At 73.4% G+C, this 14640-nt stretch carries 12 protein-coding genes; 10 read left to right on the top strand and 2 right to left on the bottom strand.

Annotation, left to right across the window (positions count from 1 at the left end; translation table 11 throughout):
- Window positions 1–196 precede the first annotated feature (196 nt).
- From OG509_RS16930 to OG509_RS16900, 7 genes are all read left to right on the top strand, one after another.
- Window positions 197–997: a TIGR03084 family metal-binding protein gene (locus tag OG509_RS16930; RefSeq protein ID WP_406183381.1), complete on the top strand. Its 801-nt coding sequence runs from the start codon at window positions 197–199 to the stop codon at window positions 995–997.
- Window positions 994–2799: an acyclic terpene utilization AtuA family protein gene (locus OG509_RS16925; RefSeq protein ID WP_406183380.1), complete on the top strand. Its 1806-nt coding sequence runs from the start codon at window positions 994–996 to the stop codon at window positions 2797–2799. The genes OG509_RS16930 and OG509_RS16925 overlap by 4 nt, the downstream gene beginning before the upstream one ends.
- Window positions 2796–4403 carry an acyl-CoA carboxylase subunit beta gene (locus tag OG509_RS16920; RefSeq protein WP_406183379.1) on the top strand — a complete coding sequence of 536 codons (1608 nt, stop codon included), beginning with the start codon at window positions 2796–2798 and terminating at the stop codon, window positions 4401–4403. The genes OG509_RS16925 and OG509_RS16920 overlap by 4 nt, the downstream gene beginning before the upstream one ends.
- Before the next feature lie 8 nt (window positions 4404–4411).
- Window positions 4412–6385 carry a biotin carboxylase N-terminal domain-containing protein gene (locus OG509_RS16915; RefSeq protein ID WP_406183378.1) on the top strand — a complete coding sequence of 658 codons (1974 nt, stop codon included), beginning with the start codon at window positions 4412–4414 and terminating at the stop codon, window positions 6383–6385.
- A complete protein-coding gene (locus OG509_RS16910) occupies window positions 6382–7551 on the top strand; it encodes an acyl-CoA dehydrogenase family protein (protein WP_406183377.1) in 1170 nt (389 codons plus the stop codon). Before OG509_RS16915 ends, OG509_RS16910 begins: the two co-directional genes overlap by 4 nt.
- 129 nt (window positions 7552–7680) lie before the next feature.
- Window positions 7681–8418, top strand: coding sequence for an enoyl-CoA hydratase family protein (locus tag OG509_RS16905; protein WP_406183376.1), 738 nt, complete (start codon window positions 7681–7683; stop codon window positions 8416–8418).
- Complete coding sequence (locus OG509_RS16900) at window positions 8406–9041, top strand: TetR/AcrR family transcriptional regulator (protein WP_406183375.1); 636 nt, start codon at window positions 8406–8408, stop codon at window positions 9039–9041. The genes OG509_RS16905 and OG509_RS16900 overlap by 13 nt, the downstream gene beginning before the upstream one ends.
- A gap of 107 nt (window positions 9042–9148) precedes the next feature.
- On the opposite strand, the gene OG509_RS16895 is transcribed toward OG509_RS16900, so the two are convergent.
- A complete protein-coding gene (locus OG509_RS16895; protein ID WP_030156855.1) occupies window positions 9149–10255 on the bottom strand; it encodes a citrate synthase 2 in 1107 nt (368 codons plus the stop codon).
- Window positions 10256–10455: 200 nt separating this feature from the next.
- On the opposite strand from OG509_RS16895, the gene pdxH reads away from it, so the two are divergent.
- Window positions 10456–11118 (top strand): pyridoxamine 5'-phosphate oxidase, encoded by a 663-nt coding sequence (gene pdxH, locus OG509_RS16890; RefSeq protein WP_406183374.1) that lies wholly within the window; start codon window positions 10456–10458, stop codon window positions 11116–11118.
- A 397-nt stretch (window positions 11119–11515) separates the two neighbouring features.
- Window positions 11516–12847 (top strand): PAS domain-containing protein, encoded by a 1332-nt coding sequence (locus OG509_RS16885; protein WP_406183373.1) that lies wholly within the window; start codon window positions 11516–11518, stop codon window positions 12845–12847.
- A gap of 38 nt (window positions 12848–12885) precedes the next feature.
- Here OG509_RS16885 and OG509_RS16880 read toward each other — a convergent pair whose 3' ends face one another.
- The gene (locus tag OG509_RS16880; RefSeq protein ID WP_406183372.1) at window positions 12886–13641 is read right to left on the bottom strand and encodes an SIS domain-containing protein; all 756 of its coding nucleotides are present in this window, start codon (window positions 13639–13641) and stop codon (window positions 12886–12888) included.
- 209 nt (window positions 13642–13850) lie between these two features.
- Here OG509_RS16880 and OG509_RS16875 point away from each other — a divergent pair, with 209 nt between their 5' ends.
- Window positions 13851–14543 carry a metal-dependent transcriptional regulator gene (locus tag OG509_RS16875; RefSeq protein WP_406183371.1) on the top strand — a complete coding sequence of 231 codons (693 nt, stop codon included), beginning with the start codon at window positions 13851–13853 and terminating at the stop codon, window positions 14541–14543.
- Window positions 14544–14640: the final 97 nt, after the last annotated feature.

Here is a 14640-nt window from a genome sequence, read left to right as displayed (position 1 = left end):
TCGCCCCCTCCGGGCCCGCGGCGGTTCTGCCCGCCGACCAGCGCCGGGCCGGCGGCGAACGCCAAATCGCCTTCCCTCCGCGCCGGTTGGCGGCGGTGGCGCGAAGGGGACGCTCCCCGGCCAAATCATGCAAGCATGCTTGATTGTTTTGCGCGCGGCTGCCAGTCTTCCCCTCACGCCGAAAGGGGAGCCCGCCGTGCTCGATCCGTCAGCTGTCGCCGTCTTCGCCGATCTGCGCGAGGAAGGCCTCGCGCTCGAAACCCTGGTACGGGACCTGCCCGGCGCCGGCTGGGCCGAGCCCACCCCCGCACCCGGCTGGACCATCGCCCACCAGATCGCCCACCTGCACTGGACCGACCGGGCCGCGCTGGTCTCCCTCACCGACCCCGAGGGCTTCGCCGCCCTGGTCGAGGAGGCGGTCAAGGCCCCCGACTCCTTCGTGGACGAGGGCGCGGCGGAGGGCGCCGCGCTGCCGCCCGCCGAGCTGCTGACCCGCTGGCGGGCCGGGCGCAGCGCCCTCGACGAGGCGCTCGCCGCGGCCTCGCCCGACGCCCGCTTCCCCTGGTACGGGCCGCCGATGAAGGCCGCCTCCATGGCCAGCGCCCGCCTCATGGAGACCTGGGCGCACGGCCAGGACGTCGCCGACGCCCTCGGTGTACGCCGCACCCCGACCGCGCGGCTGCGGCACGTGGCGCGGATCGGCGTACGGGCCCGCGACTACGCCTTCGCGGTACGGGGACTGCCCGCGCCCGCCGGGGAGTTCAGGGTGGAACTCGAAGCGCCGGACGGCGGGGAGCCCTGGACCTACGGGCCGCAGGGCGCGGCGGACCGGATCACCGGCCCGGCACTCGACTTCTGCCTGCTGGTGACCCAGCGGGCCCACCGCGCCGACCTGGCCCTGACCGCCACCGGCCCGGACGCCGACCGCTGGCTCGACATCGCCCAGGCCTTCGCCGGACCGGCGGGCCCCGGCCGCGCACCGGGGGCGGCTCGATGAGCGGCGGCCGCGGCGCGGGCGCGGGCACCCGGCGGCCGCTGCGCATCGGCAACGCCTCGGGGTTCTACGGGGACCGCTTCAGCGCCTTCGAGGAGATGCTGACCGGCGGGCCGCTGGACGTGCTGACCGGCGACTACCTCGCCGAGCTGACCATGCTGATCCTGGGCCGCGACCGGCTGAAGTCCCCGGACCTCGGCTACGCCAAGACCTTCCTGCGGCAGTTGGAGGAGGGCCTGGGCCTCGCGCGCGAGCGGGGCGTACGGATCGTCGCCAACGCGGGCGGCCTGAACCCGGCGGGACTGGCCGACGCGATCCGCCTGCTCGCCGCCAAGGCCGGGCTGGCGGTGTCGGTCGCCCATGTCGAGGGCGACGATCTGATGCCGTTCGCGGAGGGCGCGCTGACTGCGAACGCCTACCTGGGCGGCGCCGGCATCACGGCCTGCCTGCGGGCGGGCGCGGACGTGGTCGTCACCGGGCGGGTCACCGACGCGGCCCTGGTCAGCGGGTCGGCGGCCTGGTGGTTCGACTGGGCGCCGGACGAGCACGACCGGCTGGCGGGGGCGGTGGTGGCGGGGCACGTCCTGGAGTGCGGAACCCAGGCCACCGGCGGCAACTACGCCTTCTTCACGGCGCACGACGTCCGCCGCCCCGGGTTCCCGCTGGCGGAGATCGCGGAGGACGGCTCGTCGGTGATCACGAAGCACCCGGGCACGGGCGGGGTCGTCTCGGCGGGCACCGTGACGGCCCAACTCCTGTACGAGACCCAGGGTCCCCGCTACCTCGGCCCGGACGTCACGGCCCGCCTGGACACGGTCCGGCTGTCGGACCTCGGCGCCGACCGGGTGGCGATCACGGGCGTCGTGGGGGAGCCCCCGCCGCCCACCCTCAAGGTGGGGGTGACCCGCATCGGCGGCTGGCGCAACGAGGTGGTCTTCGTCCTGACGGGCCTGGACATCGAGGAGAAGGCGGCGCTGGTCCAGGCGCAGTTGGCGGACGCCCTCTCCCAAGTGGCCACGGCGGACTGGACGCTGGCCCGCACGGACCACGAGGACGCAGGGACGGAGGAGACGGCGAGCGCGCTGCTGCGCCTGGTGGTCCGCGACCCGTCGCCGGACCGGGTGGGCCGCACCCTCACCTCGGAGGCCATCGAACTGGCCCTGGCCAGCTATCCGGGCTTCCACGTGACGTCCCCGCCGGGCCCGGCCCAGCCGTACGGGGTCTTCACCTCGTCGACCATCCCGTCGACGGCGGTCCCCCATGTGGCGGTCCTCCCCAACGGCACCCGCCAACCGGTCCCCCCGGTCTCGTCAGCCCCGTCGGCGTCCGAGGCGCATGGGTTCGGGGGCGGGGCCCCGGCCGGGTCCGGGGCGGAGCCCGGGGACGGGGGTCCGGGGGCGGAGGCCGTGCTCACCCGCACCACACCGCCGGAGGCACCGGCAGGGCAGGCCACCCGCCGGGTCCCCCTCGGCACGCTGATCGGCGCCCGCAGCGGCGACAAGGGCGGCGACGCCAACATCGGGGTGTGGGTGGAATCCGACGGGGCGTGGGAGTGGCTCCACGCCACCCTCACGGTGGACACCCTGAAGGCGCTGCTCCCCGAGACCGCAGGTCTCCCCGTCACCCGGCACGCACTCCCCAACCTCCGCGCCCTGAACTTCACCATCACCGGAATCCTCGGCGACGGCGTCGCCTCCGCCCACCGCTTCGACCCCCAGGCCAAGGCACTCGGCGAATGGCTCCGCGCCCGCCACCTCGACATCCCGACGCACCTACTGTCCGCCCCGGAGGGGACCGGCCCATGACCCGCCTCCGCACCACCGTCGACCCGCACGCCCCCGAGCACGCGCAGGCCCGTACCGCCGCGCTGGAACGCCTCGCCGAGCTGGACGCCGAGCACGCCAAGGCCCTACTCGGCGGCGGCGAGAAGTACACGGCCCGCCACAAGGACCGCGGCAAGCTGCTCGCCCGCGAGCGCATCGAGCTGCTCCTCGACCCGGACACCCCGTTCCTGGAGCTGTCCCCGCTCGCAGCCTGGGGCAGTGACTACCCCGTCGGCGCCTCCATGGTCACCGGCATCGGCACGGTGGAGGGCGTCGAGTGCCTGGTCACCGCCAACGACCCCACCGTCCGCGGCGGCGCCTCCAACCCCTGGACCCTCAAGAAGGCCCTGCGGGCCAACGAGATCGCCCGGCAGAACAACCTCCCCTGCATCAGCCTCGTCGAGTCCGGCGGCGCCGATCTCCCCTCCCAGAAGGAGATCTTCATCCCGGGCGGCGCGATCTTCCGCGACCTGACCCGGCTCTCGGCCGCCGGCATCCCCACCGTCGCCGTCGTCTTCGGCAACTCCACCGCAGGAGGCGCGTACATCCCGGGGATGTCCGACCACACCATCATGATCAAGGACCGCTCCAAGGTGTTCCTCGGCGGTCCGCCGCTCGTCAAGATGGCCACCGGCGAGGAGAGCGACGACGAGTCCCTCGGCGGTGCCGACATGCACGCCCGCACCTCCGGACTCGCCGACTACTACGCCCTCGACGAGCACGACGCGATCCGCCAGGCCCGCCGCGTCGTCGCCCGCCTGAACCACTGCAAGCCCCACCCCGATCCGCAGCCCGCCGAGGAGCCGAAGTACGACCCGGAAGAACTCCTCGGCATCGTCCCCGCCGACCTCAAGACCCCCTTCGACCCCCGCGAGGTCATCGCCCGCATCGTCGACGGCTCCGACTTCGACGAGTTCAAGCCCCTCTACGGCACCAGCCTGGTCACCGGCTGGGCCACCCTCCACGGCTACCCGGTCGGCATCCTCGCCAACGCCCAAGGCGTGCTGTTCAGCGCCGAGTCGCAGAAGGCCGCCCAGTTCATCCAGCTCGCCAACCAGCGCGACATCCCGCTCCTCTTCCTCCACAACACCACCGGCTACATGGTCGGCAAGGAGTACGAGCAGGGCGGCATCATCAAGCACGGCTCGATGATGATCAACGCGGTCTCCAACTCCCGCGTCCCCCACCTCTCCGTCCTCATCGGCGCCAGTTACGGAGCCGGCCACTACGGAATGTGCGGCCGCGCCTACGAGCCCCGTTTCCTCTTCGCCTGGCCCAGCGCCAAATCCGCCGTCATGGGACCGGCCCAGCTCGCCGGGGTGCTCTCCATCGTGGCCCGGCAGTCCGCCGCCGCGAAGGGGCAGCCATACGACGAAAGCGCTGCTGAGGCCGACGCCAAAATGCGCGCCTTCGTGGAGGCGCAGATCGAGTCGGAGTCCCTGCCGATGTTCCTGTCCGGGCGGCTGTACGACGACGGCGTCATCGACCCGCGCGACACCCGCACCGTCCTCGGCCTGTGCCTGTCGGCCGTCCACAACGCCCCGGTCGAGGGCGCCCGTGGCGGCTTCGGCGTCTTCCGGATGTGAGCCCGCACATGACCCAGCAGCCCTTGAACCAGCAGCCCCTGACCCCGCGGCCGCTGACCTCCCTCCTCGTCGCCAACCGCGGCGAGATCGCCGTACGGATCTTCCGTACCGCCCGCGCCCTCGGCCTCGCCACCGTCGCCGTCCACTCCGACCCCGACGCGGACGCCCTGCACGTACGGGAGGCCGACGCGGCCGTGCGCCTTCCCGGCGCCGCCCCCGCCGACACCTACCTGCGCGGCGACCTCGTCATCGAGGCCGCCCTCGCCGCCGGCGCGGACGCCGTCCACCCCGGCTACGGGTTCCTCTCCGAGAACGCCGGCTTCGCCCGCCAGGTCGCCGCCGCCGGACTCGCCTGGATCGGCCCGCCGCCCGAGGCCATCGAGGCCATGGCCTCCAAGACCCGGGCCAAGGAGCTGATGCGCGCCGCCGGGGTCCCGCTCCTCGACCCCATCGATCCCGCGGCCGCCACCGTCGCCGACCTGCCCCTCCTGCTCAAGGCCGCCGCGGGCGGCGGCGGGCGCGGCATGCGCGTCGTACGTGACCTCGACACCCTCAAGGAGTCCCTCGACGCCGCCTGTGCCGAGGCGGCCTCCGCCTTCGGCGACGGCGAGGTCTTCGCCGAGCCCTACGTCGAGCGCGGCCGCCACGTCGAGGTCCAGATCCTCGCCGACTCCCACGGCACCGTCTGGGCGCTCGGCACCCGCGACTGCTCCCTCCAGCGGCGCCACCAGAAGGTCATCGAGGAGGCCCCGGCACCCGCCCTGCCGGACAGCCTGCGCGAGAGTCTCCACGCGGCCGCGGTGGCGGCCGCCCGCGCGGTCTCCTACGAGGGCGCGGGCACCGTCGAGTTCCTCGTCGCCGCCGACGGACGCCCCTACTTCCTGGAGATGAACACCCGGCTCCAGGTGGAACACCCCGTCACCGAGGCCGTCTTCGGCCTCGACCTCGTCGCCCTGCAACTGCGCATCGCCGAGGGCGCGGCCCTGCCGCTGACGCCCCCCGAGCCCGCCGGGCACGCCGTCGAGGCCCGCCTGTACGCCGAGGACCCCGCCCAGGACTGGCGTCCCCAGACCGGTGTCCTGCACACCCTCGCCGTGCCCGGTGGGGGTCCCCCCGGCGAAGCCAGGGGGAAGATCCGCGTGGACACCGGCTTCGCCGACGGGGACACCGTCGGTGTCCACTACGACCCGATGCTCGCCAAGGTCGTCGCCCACGCCCCCACCCGGGCCGAGGCCGTCCGCGCCCTCGCCCACGCCCTGGCCGGAGCCCGCATCCACGGGCTCACCACCAACCGCGAGCTCCTCGTACGCTCCCTGCGGCACCCGGAGTTCGCCGAGGCACGGCTCGACACCGGGTTCTACGAGCGCCACCTCGCCGCCCTGACCGAGCACACCCCGGACGCCACCCTCGCCACCCTGGCCGCGGCCCTCGCCGAAGCCGCCCCGGCACCGGGCGCACCACTCGCCGCCCGCCTCGGCGGCTGGCGCAACGTCCGCTCACAGCCCCAGACCCGCCGCTACACGGTGGCCGGCACCGAGTACGAGGTCCAGTACCACCCCGTGAACCACCCCGGCACCCGGGTCCTGTCCGCCGAACGGCACCTGGTCACCCTCGAAGTCGACGGGATCCGGCGCCGGTTCCACGTGAAACAAAAATCGAACGGCGCGGAGATCTACGTCGATTCGCCGCTCGGCGCCTTCACCCTCACCCCCGTCCCCCGGTTCGCCGATCCCCAGGACCGCACCGAACCCGGCTCCCTGCTCGCCCCCATGCCCGGCACCGTCGTCCGCGTCGCAGAGGGCCTCGCCCCCGGCGCCGCCGTCACCGCCGGGCAGCCCCTGCTCTGGCTGGAGGCCATGAAGATGGAGCACCGCATCGTCTCGCCCGCCTCCGGCACGCTCACCGCGCTCCACGCCACCCTCGGCCACCAGGTCGAGTTCGGCGCCCTGCTCGCCGTAGTCCAGGAGGAATCGCCAGCATGAGCCCCGCCACCAGCACCGTCGAGACCGAGGAACACAGGGCCCTGCGCGCCGCCGTCGCGGCACTCGGGCAGCGGTACGGACGCGAGTACCTCTCCCGCGTAGCCCGCGAGGGCGGCCACCCCGACGAGCTGTGGGCCGACGCCGCCAAGCTCGGCTACCTCGGCGTCAGCCTCCCCGAGGAGTACGGCGGCGGAGGCGGCGGCATCGCCGAACTCTCCATCGTCCTGGAGGAGCTGGGCGCCGCGGGCTGCCCCCTGCTGATGATGGTCGTCTCGCCCGCCATCTGCGGCACGGTCATCTCCCGCTTCGGCACCGAGGCCCAGAAGCAGGCCTGGCTCCCCGGACTCGCCGACGGCAGCCGCACCATGGCCTTCGGCATCACCGAACCCGACGCCGGCTCCAACTCCCACCGCATCACCACCACCGCCCGCCGCGACGGTGACGAGTGGGTGCTGACCGGGCGCAAGGTCTTCATCTCCGGCGTGGACATCGCCGACGCGACGCTCATCGTCGGACGCACCGAAGACGCCAGGACCGGAAGCCTCAAACCCTGCCTGTTCATCGTTCCGCGCGACACCCCCGGCTTCTCCCGCTCTGTAATCGACATGGAACTCCAAGCAGCGGAAAAGCAGTTCGAACTAACCCTGGACGAAGTACGACTGCCCTCATCCGCGCTGGTGGGCGACGAGGACGCGGGCCTGCTCCAGCTCTTCGCGGGACTCAACCCGGAGCGCATCATGACCGCCGCCTTCGCCATCGGGATGGGCCGCTACGCCCTCGCCAAGGCCGTCGACTACGCGAAGACCCGCCAGGTCTGGAAGGAGGCGATCGGTGCCCACCAGGCCATCGCCCACCCCCTCGCGGCGGCCCACATCGACCTCGAACTCGCCCGCCTGATGATGCAGAAGGCTGCCCACCTGTACGACGCGGGAGACGACATGGGCGCCGGCGAGGCCGCGAACATGGCCAAGTACGCTGCCGCCGAGGCCTGTGTGAAGGCCGTGGACCAGTCCGTCCACACCCTGGGCGGCAACGGCCTCACCCGCGAGTACGGACTGGCCTCCCTCATCACAGCTTCCCGCGTCTCCCGCATCGCCCCCGTAAGCCGCGAGATGATCCTCAACTTCGTCTCGCACCAAACCCTGGGCCTACCCAAGTCTTACTAACCTGGGCGGCCGAAGCTCCCCGGCACCGCCCCCGGCCGCCCGACCCCGTCGGCCCCGCCCCCGGCACCCGGGTAGCCCGCCGGGCCGCCGGGGGCGCCCACGATCCGCACAACCTCCGGAGGACATGGCATGACCCGCCCCGTCGGCGCCGCGCGAGCGCTCGGCATCACCACCCTCACGCTCGACTCCCCGGCCAACCGCAACGCGCTCTCCGCGGACCTCGTCGGCGAGCTGCGCGCGGCCCTCGCCGCGGCGGCGGCGGACCCGCAGACGCGGGCGATCGTCCTCACCCACACCGGCAACACGTTCTGCGCCGGCGCCGACCTGAAGTCCCCCTGCGACCCGGCCGACTTCCTCGCCCTGCTCCGCGAGATCGCCGAGCTGCCCAAGCCGGTCGTGGCCCGCGTCACCGGACACGTCCGGGCCGGCGGCCTCGGCCTCCTCGGCATCTGCGACATCGCCGCCGCCGGGCCCGCCTCCACCTACGCCTTCACCGAGACCCACCTGGGCGTGGTCCCGGCCGTGATCTCCGCGCCGCTGCTCCCGCGCCTGGACCCGCGCGCCGCGGCCCGGTACTTCCTGACCGCCGAGGCCTTCGACGCCGCCGAAGCCGCCCGGATCGGCCTGCTCACCCTGCACGGCGAGGACGTGGACCAGGTCCTCGCCCCCGTGCTCACGGGCCTGCGCAAGGCCGGCCCGGAGGCCCTCACCGCGACCAAGGAACTGCTCACCGCCCCGGTACGGGCCGTCCTGGCGGCCGACGGCGCCGCGCTCACCGAGCTGTCCGCACACCACTTCGGCTCCGCCGAGGCCCGCGAGGGCATCACCGCCCGCTTCGAGCGCCGGGACCCGTCATGGGCCCTGTGACCGACGCGCGGTCCACCGAGGACGACCGGCCCGCGGCCGAGTCCCAGCCCGGCCCCAAGCAGGCCCGCAGCCGCGTCACCCGCCGCCACCTCCTGGAGGCGGCAGTCGCCTGCCTCGCCGAACAGGGCTGGGCCGGCTCCACCGTCGCCGTCGTCGCCGAACGCGCCGGGGTCTCCCGCGGCGCGGCCCAGTACCACTTCCCGACGCGCGAGGACCTGTTCACCGCCGCCGTCGCGTACGTCTCCGAGGAGCGCTCCGCCGCCCTGCGCGATCTCTTCCAGGCCGGCCCCGCCGCCCGCCCCGCCGTGGTCGAGGCCCTCGTCGACCTCTACACCGGAGCCCTCTTCCGCGCCGCCCTCCAGCTGTGGGTCGCCGCCTCCAACGAGGAACAGCTGCGCCCCCAGGTCACCGAACTGGAGGCCCGCGTGGGCCGCGAGACCCACCGCATCGCCGTGGAACTCCTCGGCGCGGACGAGTCCGTCCCCGGCGTGCGCGAGACCGTGCAGGGCCTCCTCGACATGGCCCGGGGCCTCGGTCTGGCCAACGTCCTCACCGACGACACGGCCCGCCGCGCCCGCGTGGTCGCCCAGTGGTCCCGGATCCTGGACGCCGCCCTCGGCTGAGGCCGGGACCCCCGGAACAACGAGGGCGTCGCCTCCCGCGCATACGGGAGGCGACGCCCTGACCGGCGTACGTGGCGTACGAGGTGTACCTGGCGTACGAGGAAGACTCAGGCCGTGTCGGCGATGTCGGCGTACCCCTCGATCTCGCGCGGGTCGCGCCGCCCCGGGCCGATGTAGCGCGCCGACGGCCGCACCAGGCGGCCCGTGCGCTTCTGCTCCAGGATGTGCGCCGACCAGCCGGCGGTCCGGGCGCAGGTGAACATCGAGGTGAACATGTGCGCCGGGACCTCCGCGAAGTCCAGCATGATCGCGGCCCAGAACTCCACGTTCGTCGCCAGCACCCGGTCGGGGCGGCGCGCGTGCAGCTCCTCCAGCGCGGCCTTCTCCAGTGCGGCGGCCACCTCGTAGCGCGGCGCGTCCAGCTCCTTGGCGGTACGCCGCAGCACCCGGGCGCGCGGGTCCTCGGCCCGGTACACGCGGTGCCCGAAGCCCATCAGCCGCTCGCCCTTGTCCAGGGCCTTCTTCACGTACGCCACGGCGTCGCCGGTGCGCTCGATCTCCTCGATCATGCCGAGGACGCGGGAGGGCGCACCGCCGTGCAGCGGCCCGGACATGGCGCCGACGGCGCCGGACAGCGCGGCGGCCACGTCCGCACCGGTCGAGGCGATCACGCGCGCGGTGAACGTCGAGGCGTTCATGCCGTGTTCGGCGGCCGAGGTCCAGTACGCGTCGACGGCCTTGACGTGCTTCGGGTCGGGCTCGCCGCGCCAGCGGATCATGAACCGCTCGACCACGGACTCGGCCTTGTCGATCTCGCTCTGCGGCACCATCGGCCGGCCCTGCCCGCGCGCGGACTGGGCGACGTACGACAGGGCCATCACGGCGGCGCGCGCGAGGTTGTCGCGGGCGGTCCGCTCGTCGATGTCGAGCAGCGGTTTCAGACCCCACACGGGGGCGAGCATGGCGAGGGCGGACTGCACGTCGACGCGGATGTCACCGGAGTGCACGGGGATGGGGAAGGGCTCGGCGGCGGGCAGGCCGGGGTTGAACGCCCCGTCGACCAGCAGGCCCCAGACATTGCCGAACGAGACGTGCCCGACGAGATCCTCGATGTCGACCCCGCGGTAGCGGAGCGATCCGCCTTCCTTGTCCGGTTCGGCGATCTCGGTCTCGAACGCGACGACCCCTTCGAGCCCGGGTACGAAGTCGGACATCAGGCGGCTCCTCAGATAGTGCGAACACGCGCGGCTCCCGGCGTGACTCGCGGTCCGGCGCGGTCATCCCCGTTGATGCCCGGCACGGCCGTCGGTCACCCGCATGGGGACCTCCGGACCGGCCCCAAGATTTTGGCTGTTCCGGATGGCAGGCGGAAGCGTGACATACGGCACACTGCCGCGAGCCCTCCTGCGGCAGGATGGCACGCGTGACCGACCAGGACATTGACCCCGCCACGATGCGCAAGCAGTACCGCTCGGAGATCGTCCACGAGGACGGCCTCGCCGAGGACCCCATGCGGCAGTTCGCCGAGTGGTTCCAGCAGGCCGCCGACTCGCACCTCTTCGAACCCAACGCGATGGTGGTCTCGACCGCAACCCCCGACGGCCGCCCAAGTTCCCGCACGGTGCTGCTGAAGCAGTTCGACGAGCGGGGATTCGCCTTCTACACCAACTACGGCTCGCGCAAGGGCCGCGAGATCGACGCGAACCCGCACGTCGCGCTGCTCTTCCCCTGGCACCCCATCTCCCGCCAGGTCATCGTCACCGGCACGGCCTCGCGGATCGGCCGCGACGAGACGGCGGCGTACTTCCGCTCCCGCCCGCACGGCTCGCAGCTGGGCGCCTGGGCGAGCGAGCAGTCCCGGGTGATCGGCTCCCGCGCCGAGCTCGACCGCCGCTACGCCGAGCTCGCGGAGCGCTATCCCGAGGGCGAGCAGGTCCCGGTCCCGCCCGAGTGGGGCGGCATCCGGGTCGTCCCCGACGGGATCGAGTTCTGGCAGGGCCACGAGAACCGCCTCCACGACCGGCTCCGCTACGTCCTGGAGGACGGGAAGTGGCGCCTGGAGCGCCTCTGCCCGTAGCGGCCGCCGTCACCCGCGCTGAAACGCGCAGAGACGCGCAGAAAACGCAGACGACCCGCGAGCTCGGGTTTCTCTCCTGCAGTGAGAGAAGCCGGCCGGACGTACCGGCGAGCTCGCGGGTCGGGTGACTGCTTGGGATTGGCGCCTGGCTACCCGCCGGGCACCGCACTGGGTGCGTGCGACGACGGGCCCTTAGCCCGCAGCCACCTCACGCGTCCGGTTTCCGTACATTTCGGGAACCACCTCCCTTCTCGTGTACAGCAGAGCCTAGAACCGCTCCCCGAGGTCCTCAAGTGATTTATTTCGGGGCGATTCAGGGAATGCGGTGTGGGCTGCGTCACGTTCCAGTTGAATGATCTGACGTGCCGCACACGCGAACACCTGCAGGGGGTGCCAGGTGAGTGCTTCCGGACGTGGTGAGACCACCGACGATCTGCTCGCAGCGCTGCTCGACGGGATGGACGCCGCCCTGTGCGCGTTCGACTCCGACGGCGTGATCACGCACTGGAACCGCGAGGCCGAGCGGATCCTCGGCTGGAGCGCCGCCGAGGCGGTCGGGCGCAAGGGCTTCGCCGGATGGGCCGTGCGCGCCGCCGATGCGCAGGACGTGGAGGAGCGGCTCATGGCCGCCCAGGACGTGCCCGGGCGGCAGGTGCACGAGTTCGCGCTGCTGACCAAGGAGGGCGGGCGGGTGCTCGTACGGACCCAGTCCGCCGGGGTGCCGGGGGCGGACGGGAAGCCCGCCGGGGTGTACTGCGCCTTCAGCGAGGTGCACGCCCAGATCGACCTGGAGCGGTCCATCGCGCTGAGCGAGGCGCTGATGGACGACGCCTCCTGGGGTGTCGTCCTCGTCGACGTGGACCTGCGGCCCGCCGTGGTCAACGCGCACGCCGCCCGGGCCTTCGGCTCGGGGCGCACCGCCCTGCTCGGCCGGCCCCTGGGGGAGCTGCTGGCCCAGGGCGTCGAGGAGCTGGAGGGGGCGCTGCAGCACGTGCTCGCCGAGGGCTCGCCGCCGGCGCCCATGGAGCTGTGGGTGTCGGTCCGCACGCCGGAGGGGGTGCGGCGGCGGTGCTGGCGGTCCGGGTTCCTGCGGCTGGGCTCCCCGCTGGCGGAGGAGCCGGTGCCGCTCGGGGTCGGCTGGCTGTTCCAGGACATCACCGAGGCCCGCCAGGCCGCGCTGGACACGGCGCAGCTGCGGTTCCGCGCCGGCCAGCTGCACCGCTCGGGCCGGGCGGCCGCCGAGTGCGAGGACCCGGCCGAGGCGGCCGCCGTACGGCTGGACTTCGCGCTCGCCGGATTCGCCGAGCACGCGCTGCTCGACGTACTGGAGCAGTCGGGCGACCCGGACCGGCGCAGGCTCGTACGGATGGCGGCGTCGCCGCCGCTGCTGCCGGGGGCGGAGGCGATTCCGGCCCGGTACGCGCCCGGGCACCCGGCGCTCCAGGCGCTGGACCGGATCGGCTCGGTCCGTACGAGCGCTCCGCGCGGTGAGGCGGCCGGGAGCTGGGCGCGGGAGCGGCAGTGGCCGCAGGACGCGGCGCACGTGCTGTGTACGGTGCTGCGCAGCCGCGGGCGGACCGTGGGGGCGCTGACCTTCGTACGGGCCGCCTCGCGGGCGGCCTTCGAGCAGGCGGACGCGGCGTACGCGGAGGAGGTCGCGGCCCGGGTGGCGGCCGACCTCGACCTGGCGGCCCGGCCGAGGCCGGGCCGGGACGAGGACACCCCGTAAGAGCCCCGGACGCCCCGGACGCCCGTGGGAGGTGTCGCTCAGTGGCGGAAGAAGATCCGGTCGCCGTACTCCTTGAGGACGCGGCCGTTCCATTCGTGGCCGCCGTCCACGTTGCCCGAGCGCAGCAGCGGGGGCTCCATGCCGCGGGCGGCGAGCTCGCCGGCCGCCGCCGCCATCACGGCCTGCATGATCGCGCTGGTCACGACGGTGGAGGCGGGCGCGAACGGCGCGTCGATGCCGTCGAGGCTCAGCTCGGCGTCGCCGACCGCGATCTTGCTGTCGAGGACGATGTCGCAGTGGTCCTTGAGGAAGGTGCCGGAGACGTGCCGCGACTTGGTCCCCGTCGCGTACGCCACGGAGGTCACGCCGATCACCTTGAGGCCGATGGCGCGGGCGTTCATGGCCATCTCGACCGGCAGCGCGTTGCGCCCGGAGAGGGAGATGATCACGAGCACGTCGCCTTCGGTGGCCGGGCTGCTGTCGAGGACGGCGCCGGCGAGGCCGTCGACGCGCTCCAGGGCGCTGCCCAGGGTGGCCGGCATGACGTCGATCCCTACGGTGCCGGGGACGGCGAGGAAGTTCACCAGCGCGAGCCCGCCGGCCCGGTAGACCACGTCCTGCGCCGGAAGCGAGGAGTGTCCGGCGCCGAAGGCGAAGAGCCGGTTCCCGGCGGCGACGGCCTCGGCGATGACGGCGCCGGCCTCGGCGATGTGCGCGGCCTCCTCGTCCCGCACCCGCTCCAGGAGTCCGATCGCGGCGTCGAGGAACTGACCGGCCAGCTTGCTCTCGCTCATACGCCGATGGCCCTTCCAGAGGTGGGGTTCGTCCGTGTCCGCCGCTCACCGTGCGGTCTGGACCAAGGGCGTGTCAATACGAACGTCAATCCTGGGGCCGGGCCGCCCGGGGATGTCCTGGGCGGGCTTGACGTCCGGCACGGGACGGTTGTCGGCGCGATGCGTCAGAATTGGGTCCAGGGCCAGCGCACGATATCCGAGGGGCACGAATGTCCGGACTGATCGATACCACGGAGATGTATCTCCGCACCATCCTCGAGCTGGAAGAGGAAGGCGTGGTCCCCATGCGCGCCCGCATCGCCGAGCGGCTCGACCAGAGCGGTCCGACGGTGAGCCAGACCGTGGCGCGCATGGAGCGCGACGGCCTGGTGGCCGTGGCGAGCGACCGCCACCTGGAGCTGACGGAGGAGGGGCGGCGGCTGGCGACGCGCGTGATGCGCAAGCACCGGCTCGCGGAATGCCTCCTCGTCGACGTCATCGGCCTGGAGTGGGAGCAGGTGCACGCCGAGGCCTGCCGCTGGGAGCACGTGATGAGCGAAGCGGTGGAGCGGCGGGTGCTGGAGCTGCTGCGCCACCCGACGGAGTCGCCGTACGGGAACCCGATCCCGGGGCTGGAGGAGCTGGGCGAGAAGGCCGAGGCGGACCCGTTCCTGGAGGACGGCATGGTCAGCCTGTCGGAGCTGGACCCGGGTGCGGACGGCAAGACGGTGGTCGTGCGCCGGATCGGGGAGCCGATCCAGACGGACGCCCAGCTGATGTACACGCTGCGGCGGGCGGGCGTGCAGCCCGGCTCGGTGGTCAGCGTGACCGAGTCGCCGGGCGGGGTGCTGGTCGGCAGCGGTGGCGAGGCCGCCGAGCTGGATACGGAGATCGCCTCGCACGTGTTCGTGGCCAAGCGCTGACGGCCTGCGCGCAGGCCGTCACGCGGCACTGTCGGTGGTAGACGGGGGTGGAAGTGGGCGGTCCCGGCGCCTTGCGGCGCCGGGACCGATCCTCCCC

The sequence above is a fragment of the Streptomyces sp. NBC_01006 genome, from assembly GCF_045162725.1.
In the GTDB taxonomy this organism is placed as follows: Bacteria; Actinomycetota; Actinomycetes; order Streptomycetales; family Streptomycetaceae; genus Streptomyces.
The sequence above is the reverse complement of the archived record's forward strand: the minus strand, read 5'-3'. Positions and strand labels throughout refer to the sequence as shown.

What these genes read in the sequence shown, in the direction of transcription:
- OG509_RS16925 (WP_406183380.1), top strand. Translation starts at nt 994, where the DNA reads ATGAGCGGCGGCCGCGGCGCGGGCGCGGGCACCCGGCGGCCGCTGCGC.
- OG509_RS16920 (WP_406183379.1), top strand. Translation starts at nt 2,796, where the DNA reads ATGACCCGCCTCCGCACCACCGTCGACCCGCACGCCCCCGAGCACGCG.
- OG509_RS16915 (WP_406183378.1), top strand. Translation starts at nt 4,412, where the DNA reads ATGACCCAGCAGCCCTTGAACCAGCAGCCCCTGACCCCGCGGCCGCTG.
- OG509_RS16910 (WP_406183377.1), top strand. Translation starts at nt 6,382, where the DNA reads ATGAGCCCCGCCACCAGCACCGTCGAGACCGAGGAACACAGGGCCCTG.
- OG509_RS16905 (WP_406183376.1), top strand. Translation starts at nt 7,681, where the DNA reads ATGACCCGCCCCGTCGGCGCCGCGCGAGCGCTCGGCATCACCACCCTC.
- OG509_RS16900 (WP_406183375.1), top strand. Translation starts at nt 8,406, where the DNA reads ATGGGCCCTGTGACCGACGCGCGGTCCACCGAGGACGACCGGCCCGCG.
- OG509_RS16895 (WP_030156855.1), bottom strand. Translation starts at nt 10,255, where the DNA reads ATGTCCGACTTCGTACCCGGGCTCGAAGGGGTCGTCGCGTTCGAGACC.
- pdxH (WP_406183374.1), top strand. Translation starts at nt 10,456, where the DNA reads ATGGCACGCGTGACCGACCAGGACATTGACCCCGCCACGATGCGCAAG.
- OG509_RS16880 (WP_406183372.1), bottom strand. Translation starts at nt 13,641, where the DNA reads ATGAGCGAGAGCAAGCTGGCCGGTCAGTTCCTCGACGCCGCGATCGGA.
- OG509_RS16875 (WP_406183371.1), top strand. Translation starts at nt 13,851, where the DNA reads ATGTCCGGACTGATCGATACCACGGAGATGTATCTCCGCACCATCCTC.